We start from the raw sequence: 20,486 nt of genomic DNA, 5'->3' as shown, positions 1-20,486 counted from the left end.
GTTCTCGGTGAGGGGGCGATCAGGCGTTCGCGAGCACGGTCTCTTCGAGGCGGGCGTACGAGGCCTCCATGCCCTCGGTCATGCCGGTCGCGAGGATCATGTCGCGCATCTCGAGGCTCGGGTACTCGATCAGGAGCGTCAGCAGGGTCGCGCCGTCCTCTTCGTAGAGCTGCAGGTCGTTGAGAGTGCCGGGGCCGTCCATGCCGATCATCTTCTCGGTGGTGACGGCGCGCCAGGTCGGCTCGCTCAGCACCGTCTCGCCCTCGAACCCGAAGCGCGTCGACTCGTCGTCGCCCTGCTGCCAGACGTAGCGATACGTGTCGCCGACCTCGCACTCGATCATCTGCCATCCGTCCGGGCCGAGCAGCCACGTCTTCAGCAGCTCCGGCTCCTGGTGCGCGCGCCAGACGAGGTCGCGCGCCCCTTCGATGAGACGGGTGATGCGCACGTGCGTGTCGTCCAGGATCTCGGTGCGCGTGCCCTTGCCCTGCGCGTACTCCCGGAGATCCTGCAGAACGGCGTCGAGCTGGTCCATCGCCATCCGCGAACCCTCGACGGCACCCATCGCGATGACCTGCTCGAGCGCCTCGTGAGAGGGGAAGTAGGTCGTGTTGGTGAGGCGCGAGCCGTCCTCGGTCGACGCGAAGGTGAAGACCATGCGCATCGACGGGAAGCCCTCGAGCTTCTCGCCGTCCTCGCCGACGAACGAGTCGAGCACCTCGAACGAGCGCCCGTCGTCGACGCTGAGCACCTCCCACGAGCCCCCGGAGCGCTGGCCCTGCGGGCTCGTCATGTGGTACTCCGCGCGCCCTCCGGGCCGCAGGTCGAACGCGGTGAACGTCGCTGGCCACCCGGGAGGGCCCCAGAAGCGCGACAGCTGATCGGGCTGGGTGAACGCCCGCCACAGCCGCTCGACGGGCGCCGCGGCGTCCGCGACGAGCGTCATCGTGAGGTTCTCCGGATCGGTCGTGATGTCGGTGACGGGCATGTCACTCTCCTTTTCGTGGGTCCTGCAGCTCGGGGTCGGTCCCCGAGCCTGTCGAGGGGTCGGGTCCTGCGAGGAGCGCATCGAGCCGGTCGATACGGGCGCGCCAGAGGTCCTCGTACCGCGCGAGGAGGGCGCGGGCGCGGGCGATCATGACGGGATCGGCGCGCACGAGCCGCTCCCGTCCTTCGGCGCGCTTGACGATGAGCTGAGCGGCTTCGAGGACCGCCACGTGCTTCTGGACGGCAGCGAAGGACATCTCGTATGCCGCTGCGAGCATCGAGACCGACTGCTCGCCCTCGATGGTGCGCCGCAGGATGTCGCGCCGCGTGGCCTGTGCCAGGGCGTGGAACACGCGGTCGATCTCATCGTCGCTCAACTCCGTTTGTACAACCATTTGGTTGTACGTTATGCCGACGGATGCCGCGTGTCAACCCCTTCCTGTCGGGAACGGGTTGCGATGACACAAACCGGCTCTGCCTGACATAGGCGGGCGGTCGAATGACATCGAGTGTCACGACACGCCGATGACGACGACGGGTTGTTGTTCGTCGAGGAAGAGCATCGGAAGTGGATAGAGGAGCGATGGGGCTCCAATCAGCCCATCGTCCTCGCAACGTCAGACACCGACTTTGCTTGCGAGAGGTGATGCGGGTGTTCCCAGTAGCTGGACCTCAGCAGATCGTCCCCCGACGGCGCACATCGTCCACCGAGTTGCACTGGATATCTCGCGCCGTCGGCAGCGCTCCCGAGAAGTCCGAGCGGCACGACTGGGCCGTCATCGACCGCGACCTGGGTGATCGCGATTGGACGACGATCGATCCTCTACCGTTGCGGAAGTCGAAGGGCCTTCGGTTCAGGTTCACGCCGAGCCTTTACTTCTGGCAGCCAACGGAAACCCACGTCTGGTGCGAGTCTCAGGAAGAACGGTGGGAGGTCCTCTGGTTGGAGTACAGCGGCCAGGTGGAACGACTCTGGGCGCAGCCGGTGGCGATCACCTTCGGGCACGGATCGCGGTTATCGGGCTACTCGCATTTCCCTGATCTGCTGGCGCTTTTCGCCGATGGCTCATACGGTCTGTTGGATGTGCGTCCTGCGGAGCGGGTCGACGACGCGGCGCGCATTCAGTTCGGTGAGACTGCGGCCGCCTGCGATGTGCTCGGGTGGCGCTACCGGGTGCTGACAGGCCACGATAAACGCGCGACCGGCAACCTCGACAGCCTGTCTGCGTCCCGCCACGACCGCTGCCGACCTGGCCACGAGACGGAAACACTCATCCTGAACGCAGCGCGCGCGGGTCGAAGCCGCGGCGATCTCTGTCTGATCGCATCCCCGGACTGCCCGCCACACGCGTGTGCGTGGGTCGACAACCTTGCTTGGCGCCGGCTGCTTCACGTAGATCTCGGTGGTGTGTTCAGCAGCGAGACGGTCTACACGACAACCGAAGCGGCACTGACGGGAGCGGTGGCATGACCAGCGAGGAGTACAAGCTCAAGCTCGGCGCCAAGGTCGAGATAGATGGGGATCTCTGGGTGTGGGAGCGCGTGCGCCGAGGCGTCGAGGCAACACTTCGACGCGACGGCGCCGAAGACGATTGGCTCGTCATCTCGATGCCCGAACTCATCGGCTTGGCTGGCACCGCCCGTCGGCAGTCGAGTACGCCGCTTCGCCCCACCGCAAGCGACTGGTCAGCTGACGTGCTCGACATGGAAAAGCATCTGCTCGAGGCTTTCCGTGGCGTGCCGATGGACCCGAGCGCGGTCGGGGCGCGTCCGGGGTACGACCTCACCCGAACGACGCAGGAGCAGCGGATCACTGCGAAGGTCGCTGAGTTGGCTGGCACCTCTCTCGCGCGCAGCCGCAAAGCGCTGTTCAACTATTGGAAGGTCTACGAGTCGGAGGGCGTCGCCGGGGTGGATGCTCGGTTGCATCCGAAGGGTCAGAAGCGGTTGGTGATCAGCAAGGCGGATCCTCGCCTCATCGCGGTCATCGACCGCGAGCTCGACAGTCGAATCAACCTGCACACGAGCAGTCGCCGTCACTGCGCCGCCCTCGTGCGACGCACGCTCGAGGCGATGTACCCGGGCGATGCGATCTGCAACGTGAAACCCACGACCCTCCAGGGGTACATCAATGAGCGTGATGCGGGCCGGTACAGCTTCGCGAAGGCGACAACCCGCCGCAACACATCGAACAGTCCGGATCGGGAGTACTTCTCGGGGAACTCTCATCGACTCGGACAGGTATGCGAGATCGACTCGACGACGTTGGACGTCCAAGTGTGGGACGAGAAGGGCAACACCTTCCGCCCCACCGTCACGGCGCTCTTCTGCGTGGCAAGCAGAGTCCCGTTGGCGTGGGCAATCCATGCCAATCGGCCGAACGGATTCGACCACGCGCTGCTATTGGCAAGAGCAATCGTCGGACGCAGGGCCATGCCCGGCTCGTCTGCAGCCACCCTGTCAGGCTCTGCGACCCTGCCCGCGAAGCTGATGAAGAGGATCAACCCGTACCTCGATGACGAGTCGCTCGCCGTGCCCTGGATCTTTCCACATGCGATCACCGTCGACGGCGGCGCCGACTTCCGATCAGCGACATTCGAAGCGGCCTGTCGCGCCTTCGGAATCACAATCGTGCTCGCGCCACCGAACGCCCCGGCGACCAAGCCACACGTCGAGCGCAATTTCGGCACGACATCGACGGACTTCGCACAGTGGCTTGCCGGTTCCACCGGCAACTCGGTGCCCAATCGAGGGAAACGCGATAACCCGACGCTCACGTTGGATTCGGTGCGGCTCGCTTTTGACGCGTGGATCACCACGGTCTTCTTGAACAAACAGCACGGGGGACTGCGCTCTCCGCTGTTCCCGGGCCGCGAGTGGACACCCAACCAGATGTACGCAGCCTTGTTCGAGGTCGGTCCTGGGGTTCAACTTCCGTTCCGAGCAGAGGACTTCCTCGCTCTGCTCCCCTCCGAGGGCCGGATCATCAGCAACGAAGGGATCGAATTCCGCAACCGCAAGTACGACTCACCACTCTTGGCTGACCTCCGGAATCGCTCACTCTCCGGTGCTCCCGCCGGATCGCGGCAGGCACGGAAGTTCGACATCCGATTCGATCCCTGCAACGACAACGCGGTCTGGGTTCAGCATCCTGAAACCGACGAGTGGATCGAGTGCTGGGACAAGGCGATCGACGACCGCGCGGCGTGGATGGCCGCCGAGACTGAGGTCCGGCTCGTCGAACGCTTCGGCACTGGAGCCCCAGGCGAGACGCCAAAGACAGCCGAGTTCCTCGACGAGATCGAGCGAAGAGCTCGAAGCGACAAGCAAGCACGAAACCGCCAGCTCAGGGTATCCGCGCGTGGCTCTGACGACGTCGCAGCCCCGGTAACCGAACCCGTCCCCTTCGATCTACGAGATTGGGCCGCTCCGGTCAACGTCAGCGATATTGACTGGACCTCCTCTCGGTATGACATCGTGACCACGAAGGATCTGAGCTAGTGATCATCCCCTCGCTCACACTGGAGCACTCCAGCAAGACGACGCTCCCCGGCCTGCGTGAGGCGCTCCGTGCATTGCCCCCCATGCCGCCCGCCCTCTCCTTCGCGGACTACTGCGCGCTACCCGCGGACCAACGTGCGCTCTACGACCAAGCGCGTGACGACTTTGTTCGGCTAACACTAAGAGTGCCCACACCGGAGCAGGATCGCAGCACCGGAATTTTGGCGAGGCTCATCAGAACCAACCCCCGCCGCACGAACTCGCGTAGAGGTCTGATGATCTCGGCCCCACTCTTCTACGGCAAGACCGAGCTCGCCATGCTCCTCGCTCGGTCTGTAGAGAACGATCACGCGAAGCACTTTCCGGATTACGCCGACGACGGGCACGTACCGGTTGTCTGGGTGGAGATGACCGAGAACGCCACCGGCAAGACGCTACTGACACAGATCGTCCGATTCCTTGCGCCCACAGCGGTCGTGGCGAGGTCAAGTAACACTGACGCGCTCCGCGTGGAGGCCCTGAAACTCCTCAGCGTCCATCGGACGAAGCTACTTGTGATCGACGAGGCTCACCATCTGAGAGGCACTGAGCCGTCGAGCGTTATCAAGGCTCTGCAAAACGAATCGTCGGCGACTGTGGCGCTCGTCGGGATCAGCCTGGGCAGCGGCAAGGCATTCGGATCCGGCCACGGCATGCAGGTCACGATGCGATGCGACATGGTCGAGCTGCGTAAGGTCGACGTCTCGACCAAGGAGGGGATGGCGCTCTGGACGCGCTGGGTGGCGATCTTTGACCGTAATCTGCCTCTTTGTGACCACGTGCCGGGCACGCTCACACTCAACGCGCAGGCTCTCCATTCCGCGACGCACGGACGGCTCGCGCTGCTCGCCATGACGATCGAGCGACTGGTCGCGTCGATTCTCGATGATCCGAACCGCCTCGACGAACAGGTGTCTCGCGATCAACTCTTTGCGGTCCTGGACGGGCTGCAGCACACAACACCGCTTCGGCACAGGGTAAAGCTGAAAGACCTGGTCGAGGCAGCATGACCGACATCCGAGCGTGGCCGATTCGCCCCAAGTGGCATCGATTCGAATCTCCCCGTTCATATGCCAAACGACAGTGCAAAGCGGCCGGGGTCCCGTTTGGCGACGTAGAGCGGGGACTCACTTCCCCGACGCAGCCGTATATCTATCGGGTGTGGATGGACGAGGCCGCTGCGGCGGCCACTATCGAGGCCGCCGCGGGACGCCCTGAGGGTCACTATCTTCGTCTGCGAGGAATCACACAGCCCGACGCATCGTGGATCTATCCCCAACGCTTCCTCTGCCGCCTTTGCTCTGCTGGCGATCTTGTGGAGCAGATCCCGCACGATCGCGAGAACTGGTGCCTTCGGCATCCAGGTCAGATGGTCTGGATGGGCCCAGGTACGACACCCGACACGCAGCTGGTGGTCGCGCACAGCGACCATCAAGCGAAGGCGGAGCGGCGATTCCGACGCTTGGTGGCCTCGGGAGGCATTGACGCCCGGCTTCACGCCCGAGTGTGGGAGATGGTGCGCGACAACGCTTGGCTGACCCAGCCGCAGGGCTGGACGGCGCAATTGTCACGATGCATCGATGACCACGAAATCCGCGGTCGAGCGGCACTTTACCCCGAGACGATCGCGGTCTTGCAGGTGCTTTCCGACTCAGCGATCGTCGATCGGTGGGTCGGCCTGCCGTCCGATGAGATTCGCCAAGCCATCGCCTCAAAGTTTCATTTTGATGCGGCGCCGATCGATGTGCTCGTCGAACGGATCGTGCTCTGGCTGCGTCCCCGACGTCGGGAAGTTCGCCCAACTCGCATTGACCCACTGAACGTCCCGATGGATGTCGTAGATGCTCCGGAGATCATCGACGTCGCAGCCCCGTACCCTCTCTGGATACAGCGCCGACCGCACGCCGTCGCCGAGTGGGACTGGAGCACAAATGACCCCGCCCGCGACCCGTGGGGCGGGAGGGGGACGTCCTATAAGGCGTGGTGGGTGTGCGACGCAGGGCACACGTGGGAATCGACGCCGTACGTCCGCGCGATAGCCGGCTGCCCTTATTGCGCGGGCCAAGCCGCCTGGAAGGGCCAGACCGACCTCGGCACTCAGTTCCCTGCGCTGGCGAAGGAGTGGGACCGCAGCCCGGGCGCGAACGCTGGCGACCCCGATCACGTTGGTGCGCGATCCAACCGACGTGTCAATTGGAACTGCGGGCAAGGTCATCGATGGGCTGCGACGATCAACAACCGGGCGAGAAACGGATCCGGTTGTCCGTTCTGCGCCGGAAACCGAGTGATTCCTGGCCAGACAGATCTCGCGACACTTCGTCCCGACCTCATGGCGGAATGGAACCTTGAGCGCAACGGCGAACTCGCTCCGGGTTCGATTGGCGCCTTCTCGATAGCAAAGGTGTGGTGGACGGGTTCGTGCGGCCACGAGTGGGATGCCATGGTGAGCAATCGATCCAAGGGCCAGGGCTGCCCGTTCTGCGCCGGAAAGCGACCCATTGTTGGACTCACAGACCTGGCTTCTGTCCGTCCAGATCTCGCCGCGCAGTGGCATTCCAGCAACACGCTGCGCCCAGACGCGGTGGTACCGGGCTCTGGCAAGAAGGTCATGTGGGTTTGCGCGGAGAGCCACACGTGGACTGCCGCCATCTACCGGCGACACGTTCTCGGCACAGGATGCCCGTTCTGCTTCGGGAGATACGCCATCGTCGGCAAGACAGACCTTGCCACGGTTCGGCCCGACTTGGTTCGCGAATGGGACGCCTCGAACGCGCGCGAGCCGACCGAGGTGCCTGCGGGTTCGAAGCAGCGCGCGCTGTGGAACTGCAAGCACGGGCATCAATGGGAGGCGGTGATCGCAAGCCGAACCGGTCGCCAGGCCAGTGGCTGCCCCCACTGCTACGGTCATCGCGCCGTTCCGGGAGAGACCGACCTGGCGACTTTGAGACCTGACCTCGCTGTGGAGTGGGACATCAGCAACAAGTCCCGACCCGAACGGGTGAAGCCAGCATCTACCGCAATGATCACTTGGCGGTGCTCAAGCGATCATGTCTGGGAAGCGAGGGTGGTCAGCCGCGTGAACGGGCTCGGATGCCCTCGCTGCGACAGAGTCGTCGAAGTGCTGGATGGCTAAACGAATCGAGACACGACCAGCTTGGTTTGCTCGGACGGTGATCCACGCTGCCGGTAGCTGTCTACTCGCGACCCGCCGCCTCCGACCGCCTGGCACGATCGGCGATGCGGCGATACGCATCCTCATCGAGTAGATCGAGGTTGAACGCGTACTGCACCGCGTCAAAGCTGTTCGGCCGGGATTCCCAGTCATCCGTGAGGCCTCGAGTTCGGTGCTGCGGTTCGAACTGCCACGTCGACAAGACGGCGACGAGTTCGTCCCCCGAGATTTCGCCGTCCCGCGCCCGCCGGACGAGGTCCATGGCCGTTGCGGGCCCGCTTGTCACCTCGTCTCCGTCCATCAAGGTGTGCCCCCCTCGCCGGTGGTCCGGACCGGGCGTTTCAAGGGGCGGGAGATCGATCCCGAATCGCTCCGCGACTTCTGACGGCGGTGTTTCGTCCCCTGTCGCAGTTCTTTCCCCGACGATCTCGTCGTCCTCGCGGCGGAGATCTTCAAGCCAGGCGTCGATCATCGAGAACGGGATAGGCGCGTATTCGAAGGCGTCGATGCCGACGTGGAACTGATGTCCGACAGGCCCGTTCCATCGATCGTGGGTGTGGCCGTGCAGTAAAGGAATGCCGTGGTCGATTGGTCGACGGGACGTGTGCCGGTCTTGCACCTGGGTGTCGCCGGAATACGGGTAGTGAGACGCGAGAAGTCGGATGCCCCGCCGGGTGCCTTCAATGACCTCGGGCAGAACGGTCCAGCCCGCTTGTTCGTACAGCGGCGTGAACCGCTCGATCGCGGCCCGGGACTGAGTCGCGGGTGACACGCGGTCGTGATTGCCTGGCACGAGGAACCTACGCCCATTGAGCTGCGCGGTGAGTGGCAGCGAGTCGATGATGGTTCCGAGCGCGACGTCGCCCAGGTGGAGAACGACATCGGTGGGAGCGACGCTCCGGTTCCATCGCTGAATGAGCTCGGCATTCATCTCCGAGACGGATGCGAACGGTCGGGAAGCGAGTTCGCTGATCCGCGCGTGACCGAAGTGCGTGTCGGACGTGACGTAGTCGACTTGGTCGAAGTTGAACGCCGGATACTCTTTGCGCACCTCGCGCCCTCCTCAATGCACCTGCTCGGATCGGGAGACCAACCTGCAGCGGATCAGACCACCGCACGATTGTGCAACGGATCGTTGCACAATCGGAGCGCCGATCTTCACTGCCGGGTTTCAGCAGACATGAGCAGCGGGCTTCCCGGACGGATTACTCGGTCCACGCCGGCAATGAAACTGATCGCGCCGATTCTGCACCAGTAGAGCAGAAGCCAGTCGCGCAGCAACTGCAGTTGTGCTTCTTGGGCGGAGCGTGGCCGGCTTCGGTCTTCGACCACAGTGAGCCAATCTGCCGGCTCGAACATCGAGTCCAAGAGTTCGTCCGCGGTGGGGCCATCCGCGTGCTCGTCCCACCAGGCGCAGGTCGTCTCGTAGGCGTGGAGTGCTGTCGGAACTCCGTTCGGCTCGGCGACGAGGCTGATGAGTACATCGAGGAAGGGGTCGCGGACTGTCATCCGAAAGGACTCGACCTCGACGAGTTGAGTCGCCATGCGAGCAGAATGCCAGATAGATCGAGCCTTCCCGGGCAGGCCTCGCCGTCAGCCTGAGATAGTGCGTAGTCCTCTGGCCTTTCCATCTGGGTGGGATGCGTATGTCGCCGAGATCGGCGCAAATATTCATCGTCTTCGGATAGCGCGCGGATACAGCCAGGATCGTGTGGCGTATGAGGCAAACCTCAGCCGCTACACGTACCAGCAACTCGAACGCGGACGTTCGAGCCCCGAGCGAACGTCTAACCCCAGACTGATGACCCTCCTGGCAATCGCGCAGGTGCTGCGGGTGCCGCTTGAAGATATCTTGCCCGCTCAGATGCCGGACCTCACCGCTCGATGATCGTTCACGTCGCCGATGTCGAACGTGCACATCTCGATTCTCTGCGGGCACATTGTTCGATACATTCGGGCCATGAATGTCCGATCCGAGGACCCGCTGTTCGGCCCGGACGCCGCGCGACTGGGGCGGGACTTGATCGAGCAAGGCACTGCGAGTGACATCGCCGTCGTTCGAGAACGACTCACCGCAATCTGGACCGACCCCGTGATTGACGTGTGGTTGAAGAGCGCCAATGCGCACCTCGACGGAGCGCGCCCCTGCGACGTTCTGATAGTGAATGGCCCGGAGGCCGTATTGGAGGCTGCGGCCGTGGAAGTAGCCGGCGGCTCGCGGTGAAGAGTCCGCTATGGTGCGGCGCGGATCATTCTCCGCTTCTTAAGCAACTCGGTCGTCGTCGTAGAACCGCAGTCGTGTCCGCTGCAGCCGCCGATCCATCAGAGCATGACGCGCCTCACTGAGCGAGGCGAGCGTTGGCGCGTCAAGCGCGGGAAGCAGCCGCGCGAGGGTCTGGTCTGTGGCTTCTATGAGTGACTCCGGATCCGAAGAGGTGCGCGCAATCCCATCGAGGCGTGCGAGCTCGGCTCCAGCGCCCGGAATGACGGGAACCCGAAGCGAGCTCACCTCGCTGGGCACGAGCTCAAGTACACCTCCGCCGAAGCTTCGACCTTCGACCTCAGCCGAGAGCATCGTCAGTGAGTTGTGGAACGTCGCCGTGAATTCATCAGCAGTCACAGGCGCCCCCGCGAGAATCTGACCCTTGTAGATGGTGTCGGTCGTTACCACGCCCGCGTGGTTGGCGATCACGCGAGGGTATCGGTTCGAGCGCTTCGAGAGCAGTAGGTCGCCGGGTGGGACCACAGGAACGCGATACCAGGGCTCCCGGACGCGGCACTTGAACCGCCTGTCAATCGCTTGTGCGGTACCGAGCTCAAGGTACCGACGTGCCCCGGCGTGTGCCGCCGGTGACGGCTTATCGGCCGCGAAGCTCAGCAGCCATGCGGGTTGGCCAGCGTCCGAGAGTGCGCGTTGCTCGTCCACCTCGAACGCGAGGCCCTTAGCAAAGCGAGACCTCGGGAGAAGCGGAATCGCCCACTGCCGCAAGTCGAACTCGTCGATCTCTGCTGCGTCGACGCAGAAGTAGCCGTTAGCGCCAGTCACGGTCGAAACACTGAACCGCGCGACCTGGCGGAGCGGTTGGACGGCGCCGATTGATCGCGTCGCGTCGATCGCGTCGTTCTGGTCTGGGCTCAGCAGGTAGTTGGTCCAGGTGCCAGCCGCGGGGGCGACCCGATGGGACCAAGAGTGGGTCCCCCCATTGTGATCGTGGAAGTCGATCGTCGCGACCTCGCCTGCCGGACGCCTCGACGCCCGACCGCTCAGGATGAGGACTTCCTGCAGCACGGCCGGAAACGTACCGGGCTTGAACAGGTCGATCGTGAGGTCGGTGGTGTTTCCGAGGAGCCAGTTGCGCACGGCGTTCGCCGAGATACCCGTCAGGAACTCGGTAGGGAGGATCACCGAGAATGCGCCGCCCTCGCGCAGCCTCGCGAGGGCGAGCAAGAAGACTGGAATCCAGAGGTTCGACACGGCGGTACCCGCGGTGCCGAGCTCCGCGCTGATCGACCGCGCACGCTGCTTGTCCTCGTCGGAGATGAACTGGAATCGCACGTACGGCGGGTTCGCGAGGACGAGGTCGAAATCGGCGCCGTGATCCTCGGCCCAGCGCAGTACGTTCGCGTGCACGGCACGTCCGGGCAGGTTAAGATCGCCCAACGTGCGCGAGGCCTTCATCGCCTCTTCTTCCAGAACCTCCACTGCTTCGACATGGGCGAGATCCTTGGCCAATCCCGCGCGGCCCAGGCCGCGCAGGAACGCGCCATCGCCAGCGGAAGGCTCGAGAACGCGCAGCCCAGTTCGTCCGCCGAGTAGCGCCCTGGATCGCGCGAGGCAGAGGTCAACGAGGACGTCCGGAGAGTAGAAGCCGCCCCGCAGCTTTTCGTCACTAACTTCTTCTCGCGTGCGCACGCTACTCCCGCTTCAGTTACTGAAGCATAGTCTATCGAGGGACGTTACTGCTGTCGAGGAGCCTGTGTGCGAATCTGAGTCACATGAGAATCCGGTTCGTCGGCCAGCCGTTCGCCACACAACAGAACCTCCTCGACTTCATCGAGTTCGCTACGACCGCCGGATTCGACGAACTGCGAATCGCGGTCGCCTGGGCGAAGAGATCCGGCCTCGGTCGGATCTGGGATTCCCTGTCCGCATTCCGTGCGCAAGGCGGAAAGGTGACCATAATCCTCGGTGTGAGCGAGGGAGGTGCCACACGGGAGGGCCTCGAGATCGCGCTTGATGTCGCCGACGAGGCGTTCGTCTTCCACGACCCTGGGCGCACGTTCCACCCGAAGGTGTATCTCGCCTCCTCAGCGGGTCCCCGATCGCTCATAGTCGGGTCGAGCAACCTGACCGCCGGCGGGCTCGGCTGGAACCACGAGGCGTCTCTATGGGTCGATTGGGACACAGGCGAGGGCAAGGAGGTCACTGATGCCGTCTCGGAGTGGTTTGACGCGCTCACCGGCGAGCAAGGATCCTGCGTCCCGCTGACGGCCGCGCTCATTGACGACATCGAGAACAGTAAGGACATCATGCTCGGCTCGGAGCGCCGCGCCAGGCGCGTGCAAAAGGCTAGGTCCGATACCCCCGAGGACACCGACAGCGCAGTAGCAGCCACGGTGAGCGGCCTTTTCACGGCCGTTCAGGCCAAGCTCCGCACGCTTCCGAAGCTCAACCCGAAGTTCGCGGCCACGAAGACTAAGCCGTTGATCATTGATCTGGTTCTTCCGGGAACTGCGGGCAGTTCAAGCGGGGTGAGCGTGACGCGAGATGTGCAGCAGCCCGTATCCGGCTCCGACGCGCCATTACCTAGCGCCGATGTTCAACGGCGGTGGTCGAAGGAGATGGACCACACGGCAGCCCAACAGCCGAAGGGGGCGACGACGAATCCAACTGGAAACCTCCGGCTCAGTCGGGAAGCAGCGCCGATCAACCACCTGACGTATTTCCGCGAGGAGTTCTTCGGAGAGCTGCCATGGACGCCGAGGGAAAATCACGACACCGAGCAGGAGGCCATTGCGGAGTTCAGCGTCTGGGTTGATGGACATGACATCGGGGCAGTCGAACTGCGAGTCAGCCATGACCCGGACCGCGTGTCTGGCCAGGGCAATGTTCCGACGGTGATCCATTGGGGTCCGGACCTTGGAAAGGTACTCAAAGGCACGAACTACATCGGCCAGCACGTGACACTCGAGAAGAGGACCTCCGGTGGTTTCAACCTCGTGATCGGGCGGGTGCCACGGGGCAACTATCTCGTCTGACCGAGCCGCATCCAGCGGATGTCGAGACAGCCGCCGAAGTAGTGATCTGTGTCGATCCTGCGTGGCTGCCATAGTGATGAGATGACCGTCCCGCTGCCCAAGTTCTCGGATCTCCTCCTGCCGACGCTCAAGGCCGTTGCCCATCTGGGCGGGTCCGGGTCGATCTCTGAGATCGTCAGCATGGTCATCAAGCTCGAGCAGTTCACGGAGGCGCAGCAGGATGTCCTGCACAACGAAGGCCCCGAGACGAAGATCGGCTATCGCGTCGCTTGGGCAAGGACCTACCTAAAGTACTTCGGGCTCCTCACCAACTCAGCGCGGGGCGTCTGGGCGATCACGGAGGCGGGCGACCAGTTCCTCACCAACCCCACCGTCACAGACTCGCAGCGCGTGGCCGAGCTGTTCCGGATGAAGGCCGAGAAGATCAAAGAGGCCGCGCTCGAACGAGCCGCACGCGGGGAACCACTGCCCACAGGGGCGCCGCTCGTCGGCAATGACGACGAGCCGGACGAGTCGCTTGAAGCCGCCCCCTCGGCGTCCTGGAAGGAACGCGTTATCAGCGTGCTCACGTCCGACGCGTTCAGTCCGACCCAGTTCGAGCGGCTTGCACAGCGTCTGCTCCGCGAGGCGGACTTCGAGTCCGTCACCGTGACGGGTCGCTCCGGCGACCAGGGCATCGACGGGATCGGCATCTACCGGCTTGGCCTACTCTCGTTCCCGGTCTACTTCCAATGCAAGCGCTACAAGGGCAGCGTGGGCGCTGGCGACGTGAGAGACTTCCGCGGCGCATTGCAAGGGCGAGGCGAGAAGGGCTTGCTAATCACGACAGGCGCGTTCACCGCTGCTGCGAAGGCAGAGGCATCACGCGACGGCGCCACACCGGTCGACCTCATCGACGGGGATCGACTGTGCGAGCTCCTTCTGCGCTACGAGCTCGGCGTGTCGGCCCGCATCGTCGAAGAGATCTGGGTGAACCCGGAGTTCTTCGTCGAGATTTGAACACTCGGTGCCCGAATGCCAGGGCAACCCCCACGAGAATGCACGTCTGCATGCACGACTTCCGTGACACCTGAGAAAGAGGTGCTCATCCGCTATGTAGGGACGCCGCAGATCCCCGCGACCCAGTCCTCGGCTCAGCGTGCCGAGACTCGCCGCGAAGCATGTGCGTAGGGGCAACCTGACAGCCCGCGATGACGAGAGCACTACGTCAGAGAACTAATCAACGATGCGATCGATGGTGCGCCGCGCAAGACGCTCGACCCAAGCGGCGACGCGGAGGCGAAGGGAGTGCTTCGTCGTGGCGCGGGCGGCAACGGTGATCCGCCAGTCATCGCGGCGCTCCGCGATGGGCGTACGCCGATCACCCAACGTCGTGGCGTTCTCGTAGGGACAGTAGGGGCCGGACGTTGCGGTGCTGTGTTCGAGGGTGTGGCTGGACAAGATGTATCGAAGCGGGGCGGGAACGCCTCGGCGACCCGGGTGGGCTGTGAGGCTGACGAATTGTGCCAAGAGCGCGCTGCTAACGCTGGCCGAGAGCGCCGCAACGTTCTGGCGCGACGGAGTCTCGCGGTTTGCACCCTTGATGTACTCCGGGTCATCAAGGAGTCCGAGCTTGTCAAGGGAGACGTCACCTGCAACGAGCTGGCCGATGCAGCCCATGCAGGGCCGGCCGGGCACGAGGGTGTGGGCGCGCCAGATCCCGTTGCGCATGCGACCGTCCTTGAAGGTGTCGAGCGCGATCCCTCCGTCGATGACGGGGATGAGGTCGGCGTACGCGAGTCCGTTTAGCACCGCGCGCGGCCAGGGACGGTCGACGCAAGAGAAGATCACGTCGTAGTCCAGGGCGATGCTCACCCCTTCGGGGTCGGTGATGCTGACCTCGTGGCGGCGGATATCGATCTTGTGGGCCGTGGCGGCGGACTTCATCAGCTGTGATGCGACGTCGACCTTGGATCGTCCGAGGGCAGCGTCGAGCCGGGTGGCGCCGATCATGCGGTCAAGGTTGCGAGCCTCGACCCCGTCGTAGTCCATCACGCCCACTGTGACCAGACCGGTCGCCGCTAGGCGCTGCGCGACATCTAGACCGACGCTGCCGCTTCCGACGACGAGGACTCGGAGCCGCGAGATCGAGCCTTGGGCGCGTTCACCCCAGGAGGAGACGGTGCGCTCCTGCGAGGACGTGACGCCCGGCACAGCGCGGAGCTCATCGTTCCAGGTAACCCCGAGGGTGGAGGAGACTGACCGGACCGACTCGGCCCAGGTCGGCGCGGTGCGATCGAACCAGAAGCGTGCCGACCAAGCGGTGTCGTGACCACCAAGGGTCATACCGAGGAGGGGCATCTTCGTGGCGGTACGCGCCACGCGCTCGTACTCGGATTCAGTCTCCCAGTCCATCCCGGACAGGTGCTGCCAGCCTTCAGCGCCCGGGTGGGAATGCAGGAGTACCAGTCCGTGGCCGGCAGCGCGTGCTTCGCTCGCTGCGCGGAGCACGTAGCGACTCGTGAACGAGGCGTTGCCGTGCACATGACGCTCGCCTTCGCGAGGAAGGATGATGGACCGGATGAGAGCGGTTGTCCGCTCGAGGCCGGAGGAGAGCACATAGGTGGCGACGAGGACGTCTTCCTGCCCGTCGTCACGGATGAGGTGATCGCGCATTGCTGCTTCGACCTCGCCTGTCATGGCTACCGAGTACCGCATGTCAGGCCTCCTCTGCGATGGCGATGGAGACGAAGCCGCGGACATGACTCAGCCACGCGCGGGCCGGGGCGATCGAGGTGTCGGTGTAGTTGTAGTCGCGGGAGTGCCGCACGAATCCGGGCGCGCAGTCGGAGCTGTCGATGTTGGTCTGCTCGAAGCGCACGGTCTCGGGCAGGTGGATCCAGTGCGGTGGCACCGCCGGCCAGCTCTGGACCTCGTTGAGGCTGACGCCGGTGGCGACGACCTGGCCGGCGAGGGCGCCGTTCACTGGCGTGATGTCGTAGAGAATTCGGGGACCGTCGGCCCTGGCCGGGGCGCCCGCAGCGGTCATGTCATCGATGAACTGCTGGGCCGCCTCGGGCAGGTCCTGTGTGTCGGTCACGCGACACCGCCGACGTGCTTCGCGGTGACGAACTCGTCACCGTCGACGATGATCACGATCTCGTCGTCGGGGAACGATGCCGGAGCGCCGACGCGGGCGAGGTCATAGCCGGCCGGTTCGACACCTGCGAGGCGCAGCAGGTCGGCCGCGGTCTGATCCTCGTCGTACGTGCGGAACGGCTCGCCGTCGATGGTGAAGCGGGCGTGCTGGCGCGAGCGGAACCGCTCGCCGTCCTTGAGATTGATGATCTGGCCGTCCTTGACCTTCTCCTCGACGCCGTTCTTAGTAACGAGGAACAGATCGAAGACCTTCGGTTCGCGGCCTGCCAGGCGCAGCAGCGCCGCAGCGGTCTGATCCTCGTCGAAGGTGACGTGAGCCTTGCCATCGATGACGATCGTGAGCTTGACGGGAGTGTTGGGGGTCATAATGACCCTCCTTCCTATGGTGAGCGAACACCGTGTTGCTCCCGCGCTCCGAGTGAGAGCGAGTAGCATGTACCTGTCGGGTAAATCCCATTGTACACGATTTCCGTTTACCAAAGAGGTAAAGCTTGCTGCTCGCATGGTCTGATCCTCAGCTGGAGAGCTGCTGCACATCCGCCGCACGCCTGCGCGTCGCCGCGCGCGGCCAAGTCGAAGCAGCCGAGGACCTCCTCAGCCTCATAGCGCAAGCACCACGTCTCGGCGATCTCGCCCAGTTCCGGAGTGTCCAAATGGAGATTCGAGCAGGAACGCTAGCTCTTTCAATCCAGGAGGTTGACATGCACGCACGGCCACTGAACCAAGCCGGAGTTCCACGCATCATCGCTGGTGGAGCGTCGGCGCTCGACTACTCCGCAGCAGAAGCACTCCTCATCCAGGACTTGCATGTTCGCGGTCGATCAGTTCTTCGGCGCGCGAGCTGACCGGGACTATGACTACTTACAAGGCAAGAGACGCCCAGTTCGACTTTGCGCCGCGACCCGGCCGCATACTGCAGCGTGAGCTCGACGAACACTCGATCAGCCAGGCGCAACTCGCAGCGCGCACGGGGCTGAGCACAAAACACATCAACCTCGTCATCAAGGGCACCGCGCCCCTCTCTCCAGATGTTGCAGTCACGCTGGAGCAGGTACTTGGGACACCAGCCGAAACGTGGCTGCGCCTAGAGACTGCGTACCAAACCCATCAGGCGCGCGCCGAGAGACGAGACGCGCTTGCTGGCTTCGTGGGGTGGGCCTCAGACTTCCCTCGGCAGATTCTGATCGAGCGAAATGTAATCGACGCTGCAGACAAGGGGCCGCAGGTCGCGGAAAAGCTACTCCAGTTCTTCGGCGTCGCGTCCCCAGCCGCATACGACAAGACATGGCTGGAGCCGCAAGCCTCCTACAAGCGCAGTCAACTTCACACGATCGATGCGGACCTCACTGCCCTGTGGATCCGTCTGTCCGAGCTTCACTCATCCGCTCTGGTCGAGAACGCACCGGAGTTCGATAGTGAGAAGCTCCGCTCAGCTGCACACGCCATCCCGAAGCTCACCGTGAAGGAAATCGACACGGCTTTCCTAGAAGCTCAGGCACTGTTGCTTGATGCCGGAGTAGTCCTCGTATTTGTCCCAGAGATACCAAACACGCGGATCAGTGGTGTGTCGCGGTGGATAAGTGGAACCCCGATGATCGCTGTCACGAGCCGGTACAAATCGCTCGACGGCCTGTGGTTCACGATCCTTCATGAGATCGCCCACGTCCTGCTCCACCCCAAGCGAAGCACGTTCGTGGACGACGGATTCAAGGCCGACGACAACGCCGATGCGCAAGAGGTTGCAGCCAACAAGTTTGCCGAGACGCACCTGATACCGCCCGCGTACAAGAAGCTTCTACAGGCAGCGACGACCCCCGCGCAGATAGTTTCACTGGCCGAGACACTGGGCGTTGCGCCGAGCGTCGTGGCCGGCCAATGGGCCTTCCTAACGAGCACCTGGGGCGGACCGATCGCGAAGTTGCGTGCCAAGGTCGATCTTGCAGAGTCGCTGAGTTAAGGGCGATTCGGCGATTCGGCCGTCGGGAGTCGCCGGTAGGGTCATCCCCGTGCCGACCGCCTGGGAGCCTCTTCATTTCGTCCGCGGTGCGGCCGAAGCCGACGAACCGATGGGATCGAAGGAGAAGTGGTGGGTCGACTTGCCGATGTTCGGTGAGCGACAGTGGCTGCTCAAGCTGGCGCGCCTCGACGAGCTCGATGGGACTGTCAGCGGGGAGGATTGGGCCGAGTGGACCGTCCACCAATTCGCGGAACAGCTCGGTGTCCCCAGCGCGACAGTGCGCCCAGCACTTTTGGAAGGCCGGCGAGCGATCGTGTCCAGGTCGGTGCTTCGGGACCGTCTCGAGTATCTCGATCATGGCAACAGCGTGCTGTCAGCACGGTTCGCCGATTACGATCAATCAGTCCAGGGCGAGAACCAGGGCTATACCTTGGCCGCGGTCCGGGATGCCCTCGAGGAGGTTGGGCCACCGGCCGACACGGAGTGGCCAGGAGGTTTCACAGCCTTCGACGTCTGGGCTGGCTATCTCCTCATGGATGCCTGGGTCGCTGGACGCGACCGTCATCACGAGAACTGGGCGGTCATCCTCCGTGGGGATGAGCGTCGCCTGGCGCCTTCGTTCGACCATGGAAACGCGCTCGGCTTCCAGGAACGGGACGAGCGACGTGTACGAATGTTGGACGACGAACTCCACTTGATGCGCTGGGTGGAACGCGGGACCAGCCACCACTTCGCGGGAAAGCCCAAACTCACGGAACTCGCCTGGAGCGCGCTTGGCCTCGCCTCGCCTACGGCTCGCCGCTTCTGGGTCGAACGACTCGACGCGATCTCGCAAGATGCAGTTCATTCCGTCGTCTCACAGGTCCCTCGCGCGATAATGTCTGAGGTCACCCATACATTCGTAGTTCGGCTGTTGGCGACGAATCGAAGGAGGTTGCTCGATGGCTACTCAGGCACTTGACCGAGACCAACTCGATCTCACGGCGAGCCGCAAGACCCTCATCCTGGTCTGGCAGAACCCGGTGTCGAGGCTCTTCGTCAAGGTGGGCCAACTCGACGCACTCCCCTCCGGTCGATTCGCTTTCCAATACCTCCCGGGTGCGTGGGACGACCCTGCATTCGTCCCACTGCTCGAATACCCTGATCGCGACACTGCCTACGTCTCCGATGAGGTCCCGGCGTTCTTCGCGAATCGCATTCTCTCCGTCGACCGGCCGCACTACGGTCGCTATCTGAGTTGGCTCGGCATTGAGGATCTCAGCTCGGACGATGTCCCATTCGAGGTCTTGGCTCGCACTGGCGGCGGTAGGGCAACCGACACCTTCCACATCGTCGAGCTGCCGCTCGCCAACGCTGATCGGCTCACGAGCCGGTTCTTCGTTTCAGGCGTTCGGCATTTCGTCGATTCGGATGGCGCCGTCGCGACCCTCCAGAATGGCGCGACGCTCCGCCTCGAGCTAGAAGAAGGCAACGAGGTGAATCCGAAGGCGGTCCTCGTTAACACCTTCGATGGTCAGAAGTTTGGGTACGTCCCGGACTGGCTCTGCGCAGATGTCCACGCTCGAGTCAAGGACGGCTGGTCGATCACGGCGATCGCAGAGCGAGTCAACCCGGACGCACCAGCCCACGTTCGTGTGCTCTGCCGCCTCGATGCCTTCCGCGGCTAGCTGCTGCTCGGCACGGCCGTCGTGCGCCGCGACTAGGTGGGCGCGGCCGGATAGGTCAGCCCGGTCTCCACTGCGGGCGGTCGGGTCGGAAAGTGTCACGGCAAGGACGCTCCGATAGCGCAACGCACGCGCGCCTGAGGTGACATCCAGTGTCATCCCACCTCGTTCCCGACAGTCGTTGTCGGGAACGGGCTCTCGTTGCACTTGGCGCCGTTTGGTTGCACTGGTCGATCTTGTCGTTGCACTAAATGCAATGAGACGTCGAGTCGCCGTCCGTCTCTCCGTGGCAGGCCGGGGCTGTTCTGCGCGCGCTTACGAGCCGCAGCCGGGGTGGTCGCGAGTTGCCGCAGGCTGTCTCCCAGTCGCGTAGGGCCTCGAGGTAGGGGCGGCTCCAGTAAGGGTGAGGAGACGGGCACGCAGCCTTGACTGCACAGCGCCGATTCGGGCGGCGATGTAATGATTTGGTAAGGACTACCGGGTGGCGGCTGGTAGGGCCGTGTGAGAGGGGGCCGGTTCGCGGGTCGTGCGAGCCACAGTCGCCCGCGCACCGGTCCCGTGATTCCTCACGGGTGTGGGTGGCCGTAGCGGTGAGGATCCGCGTCGAAGGTGTTTGCGCACCCGACTGAGCAGAAATAGAACGTGGTGCCGTCGTGCTCGCGGCTAGTGGCGGAGGTAGTCGGGTCGATCAGCATTCCGCAGACCGGGTCTGTGACGAACTCCGCGTGATCTGTCGCGTCGTCGGTGTGATGTGTCATGAGATTCTCCT

The 20,486-nt window shown here is 63.8% G+C and carries 20 protein-coding genes; 11 read left to right on the top strand and 9 right to left on the bottom strand.

The genetic code is table 11. The features are described from left to right. Positions 1 to 19 precede the first annotated feature (19 nt). A complete protein-coding gene (locus tag J0P97_RS07420; RefSeq protein ID WP_215487133.1) occupies positions 20 to 988 on the bottom strand; it encodes an SRPBCC family protein in 969 nt (322 codons plus the stop codon). A gap of 1 nt (position 989) precedes the next feature. Beyond that, complete coding sequence (locus tag J0P97_RS07415; RefSeq protein ID WP_215487132.1) at positions 990 to 1,382, bottom strand: ArsR/SmtB family transcription factor; 393 nt, start codon at positions 1,380 to 1,382, stop codon at positions 990 to 992. A 248-nt stretch (positions 1,383 to 1,630) separates the two neighbouring features. Here J0P97_RS07415 and J0P97_RS07410 point away from each other — a divergent pair, with 248 nt between their 5' ends. The 4 genes from J0P97_RS07410 to J0P97_RS07395 all read left to right on the top strand — a co-directional run bounded on the left by J0P97_RS07410 (position 1,631) and on the right by J0P97_RS07395 (position 7,660). Then, positions 1,631 to 2,458, top strand: coding sequence for a hypothetical protein (locus J0P97_RS07410; RefSeq protein ID WP_215487131.1), 828 nt, complete (start codon positions 1,631 to 1,633; stop codon positions 2,456 to 2,458). Continuing rightward, positions 2,455 to 4,488: a TnsB C-terminal domain-containing protein gene (locus J0P97_RS07405; protein WP_215487130.1), complete on the top strand. Its 2,034-nt coding sequence runs from the start codon at positions 2,455 to 2,457 to the stop codon at positions 4,486 to 4,488. The genes J0P97_RS07410 and J0P97_RS07405 overlap by 4 nt, the downstream gene beginning before the upstream one ends. Beyond that, complete coding sequence (locus J0P97_RS07400; protein WP_215487129.1) at positions 4,488 to 5,537, top strand: TniB family NTP-binding protein; 1,050 nt, start codon at positions 4,488 to 4,490, stop codon at positions 5,535 to 5,537. Before J0P97_RS07405 ends, J0P97_RS07400 begins: the two co-directional genes overlap by 1 nt. A 155-nt stretch (positions 5,538 to 5,692) precedes the next feature. Beyond that, a complete protein-coding gene (locus J0P97_RS07395; protein ID WP_215487128.1) occupies positions 5,693 to 7,660 on the top strand; it encodes a zinc-ribbon domain-containing protein in 1,968 nt (655 codons plus the stop codon). Between the two features lie 61 nt (positions 7,661 to 7,721). Here the strand turns inward: J0P97_RS07395 and J0P97_RS07390 are convergent, their stop codons facing one another. Both J0P97_RS07390 and J0P97_RS07385 read right to left on the bottom strand, forming a co-directional pair. Beyond that, entirely contained in the window at positions 7,722 to 8,750 is a 1,029-nt protein-coding gene (locus tag J0P97_RS07390) for a metallophosphoesterase (RefSeq protein ID WP_215487127.1), read from the bottom strand. Positions 8,751 to 8,857: 107 nt separating this feature from the next. Further along, the gene (locus tag J0P97_RS07385) at positions 8,858 to 9,244 is read right to left on the bottom strand and encodes a hypothetical protein (protein WP_215487126.1); all 387 of its coding nucleotides are present in this window, start codon (positions 9,242 to 9,244) and stop codon (positions 8,858 to 8,860) included. On the opposite strand from J0P97_RS07385, the gene J0P97_RS16010 reads away from it, so the two are divergent. Then, positions 9,243 to 9,587 (top strand): helix-turn-helix transcriptional regulator, encoded by a 345-nt coding sequence (locus J0P97_RS16010; protein WP_366940410.1) that lies wholly within the window; start codon positions 9,243 to 9,245, stop codon positions 9,585 to 9,587. The genes J0P97_RS07385 and J0P97_RS16010 overlap by 2 nt on opposite strands. Before the next feature lie 72 nt (positions 9,588 to 9,659). After that, positions 9,660 to 9,923: a hypothetical protein gene (locus tag J0P97_RS07375; protein WP_215487124.1), complete on the top strand. Its 264-nt coding sequence runs from the start codon at positions 9,660 to 9,662 to the stop codon at positions 9,921 to 9,923. A 39-nt stretch (positions 9,924 to 9,962) separates the two neighbouring features. Here the strand turns inward: J0P97_RS07375 and J0P97_RS07370 are convergent, their stop codons facing one another. Beyond that, complete coding sequence (locus J0P97_RS07370) at positions 9,963 to 11,612, bottom strand: Eco57I restriction-modification methylase domain-containing protein (protein WP_215487122.1); 1,650 nt, start codon at positions 11,610 to 11,612, stop codon at positions 9,963 to 9,965. Positions 11,613 to 11,695: 83 nt separating this feature from the next. On the opposite strand from J0P97_RS07370, the gene J0P97_RS07365 reads away from it, so the two are divergent. Both J0P97_RS07365 and J0P97_RS07360 read left to right on the top strand, forming a co-directional pair. Further along, positions 11,696 to 12,958: a phospholipase D-like domain-containing protein gene (locus J0P97_RS07365; protein WP_215487121.1), complete on the top strand. Its 1,263-nt coding sequence runs from the start codon at positions 11,696 to 11,698 to the stop codon at positions 12,956 to 12,958. Between the two features lie 81 nt (positions 12,959 to 13,039). Further along, positions 13,040 to 13,957: a restriction endonuclease gene (locus J0P97_RS07360; RefSeq protein ID WP_215487120.1), complete on the top strand. Its 918-nt coding sequence runs from the start codon at positions 13,040 to 13,042 to the stop codon at positions 13,955 to 13,957. A 216-nt stretch (positions 13,958 to 14,173) separates the two neighbouring features. Here J0P97_RS07360 and J0P97_RS07355 read toward each other — a convergent pair whose 3' ends face one another. The 3 genes from J0P97_RS07355 to J0P97_RS07345 are packed head-to-tail and all read right to left on the bottom strand — an operon-like array spanning position 14,174 to position 16,462. Next, positions 14,174 to 15,637, bottom strand: coding sequence for a ThiF family adenylyltransferase (locus J0P97_RS07355; protein WP_215487119.1), 1,464 nt, complete (start codon positions 15,635 to 15,637; stop codon positions 14,174 to 14,176). 19 nt (positions 15,638 to 15,656) lie between these two features. After that, on the bottom strand, positions 15,657 to 16,037 hold the full coding sequence (locus J0P97_RS07350) for a hypothetical protein (protein WP_215487118.1): 381 nt from the start codon (positions 16,035 to 16,037) through the stop codon (positions 15,657 to 15,659). Further along, positions 16,034 to 16,462 (bottom strand): hypothetical protein, encoded by a 429-nt coding sequence (locus J0P97_RS07345; RefSeq protein WP_215487117.1) that lies wholly within the window; start codon positions 16,460 to 16,462, stop codon positions 16,034 to 16,036. The genes J0P97_RS07350 and J0P97_RS07345 overlap by 4 nt, the downstream gene beginning before the upstream one ends. A 487-nt stretch (positions 16,463 to 16,949) precedes the next feature. Between J0P97_RS07345 and J0P97_RS07340 the strand changes: the two genes are divergently transcribed. Genes J0P97_RS07340 through J0P97_RS07330 form a run of 3 tightly spaced genes read left to right on the top strand, consistent with a single transcriptional unit; the run spans position 16,950 to position 19,720 of the window. Then, positions 16,950 to 18,053 carry a HigA family addiction module antitoxin gene (locus J0P97_RS07340; RefSeq protein ID WP_215487116.1) on the top strand — a complete coding sequence of 368 codons (1,104 nt, stop codon included), beginning with the start codon at positions 16,950 to 16,952 and terminating at the stop codon, positions 18,051 to 18,053. A 49-nt stretch (positions 18,054 to 18,102) separates the two neighbouring features. Continuing rightward, on the top strand, positions 18,103 to 19,014 hold the full coding sequence (locus J0P97_RS07335; protein ID WP_215487115.1) for a hypothetical protein: 912 nt from the start codon (positions 18,103 to 18,105) through the stop codon (positions 19,012 to 19,014). Beyond that, positions 18,995 to 19,720, top strand: coding sequence for an HIRAN domain-containing protein (locus J0P97_RS07330; protein ID WP_215487114.1), 726 nt, complete (start codon positions 18,995 to 18,997; stop codon positions 19,718 to 19,720). Before J0P97_RS07335 ends, J0P97_RS07330 begins: the two co-directional genes overlap by 20 nt. Before the next feature lie 563 nt (positions 19,721 to 20,283). Here J0P97_RS07330 and J0P97_RS07325 read toward each other — a convergent pair. Continuing rightward, entirely contained in the window at positions 20,284 to 20,475 is a 192-nt protein-coding gene (locus J0P97_RS07325) for a YHS domain-containing protein (protein ID WP_215487113.1), read from the bottom strand. Positions 20,476 to 20,486 lie beyond the last annotated feature (11 nt).

This window comes from Microbacterium flavum (assembly GCF_018717645.1).
GTDB lineage: Bacteria > Actinomycetota > Actinomycetes > Actinomycetales > Microbacteriaceae > Microbacterium > Microbacterium flavum.
This window is presented reverse-complemented; position numbering and strand designations above follow the sequence as displayed.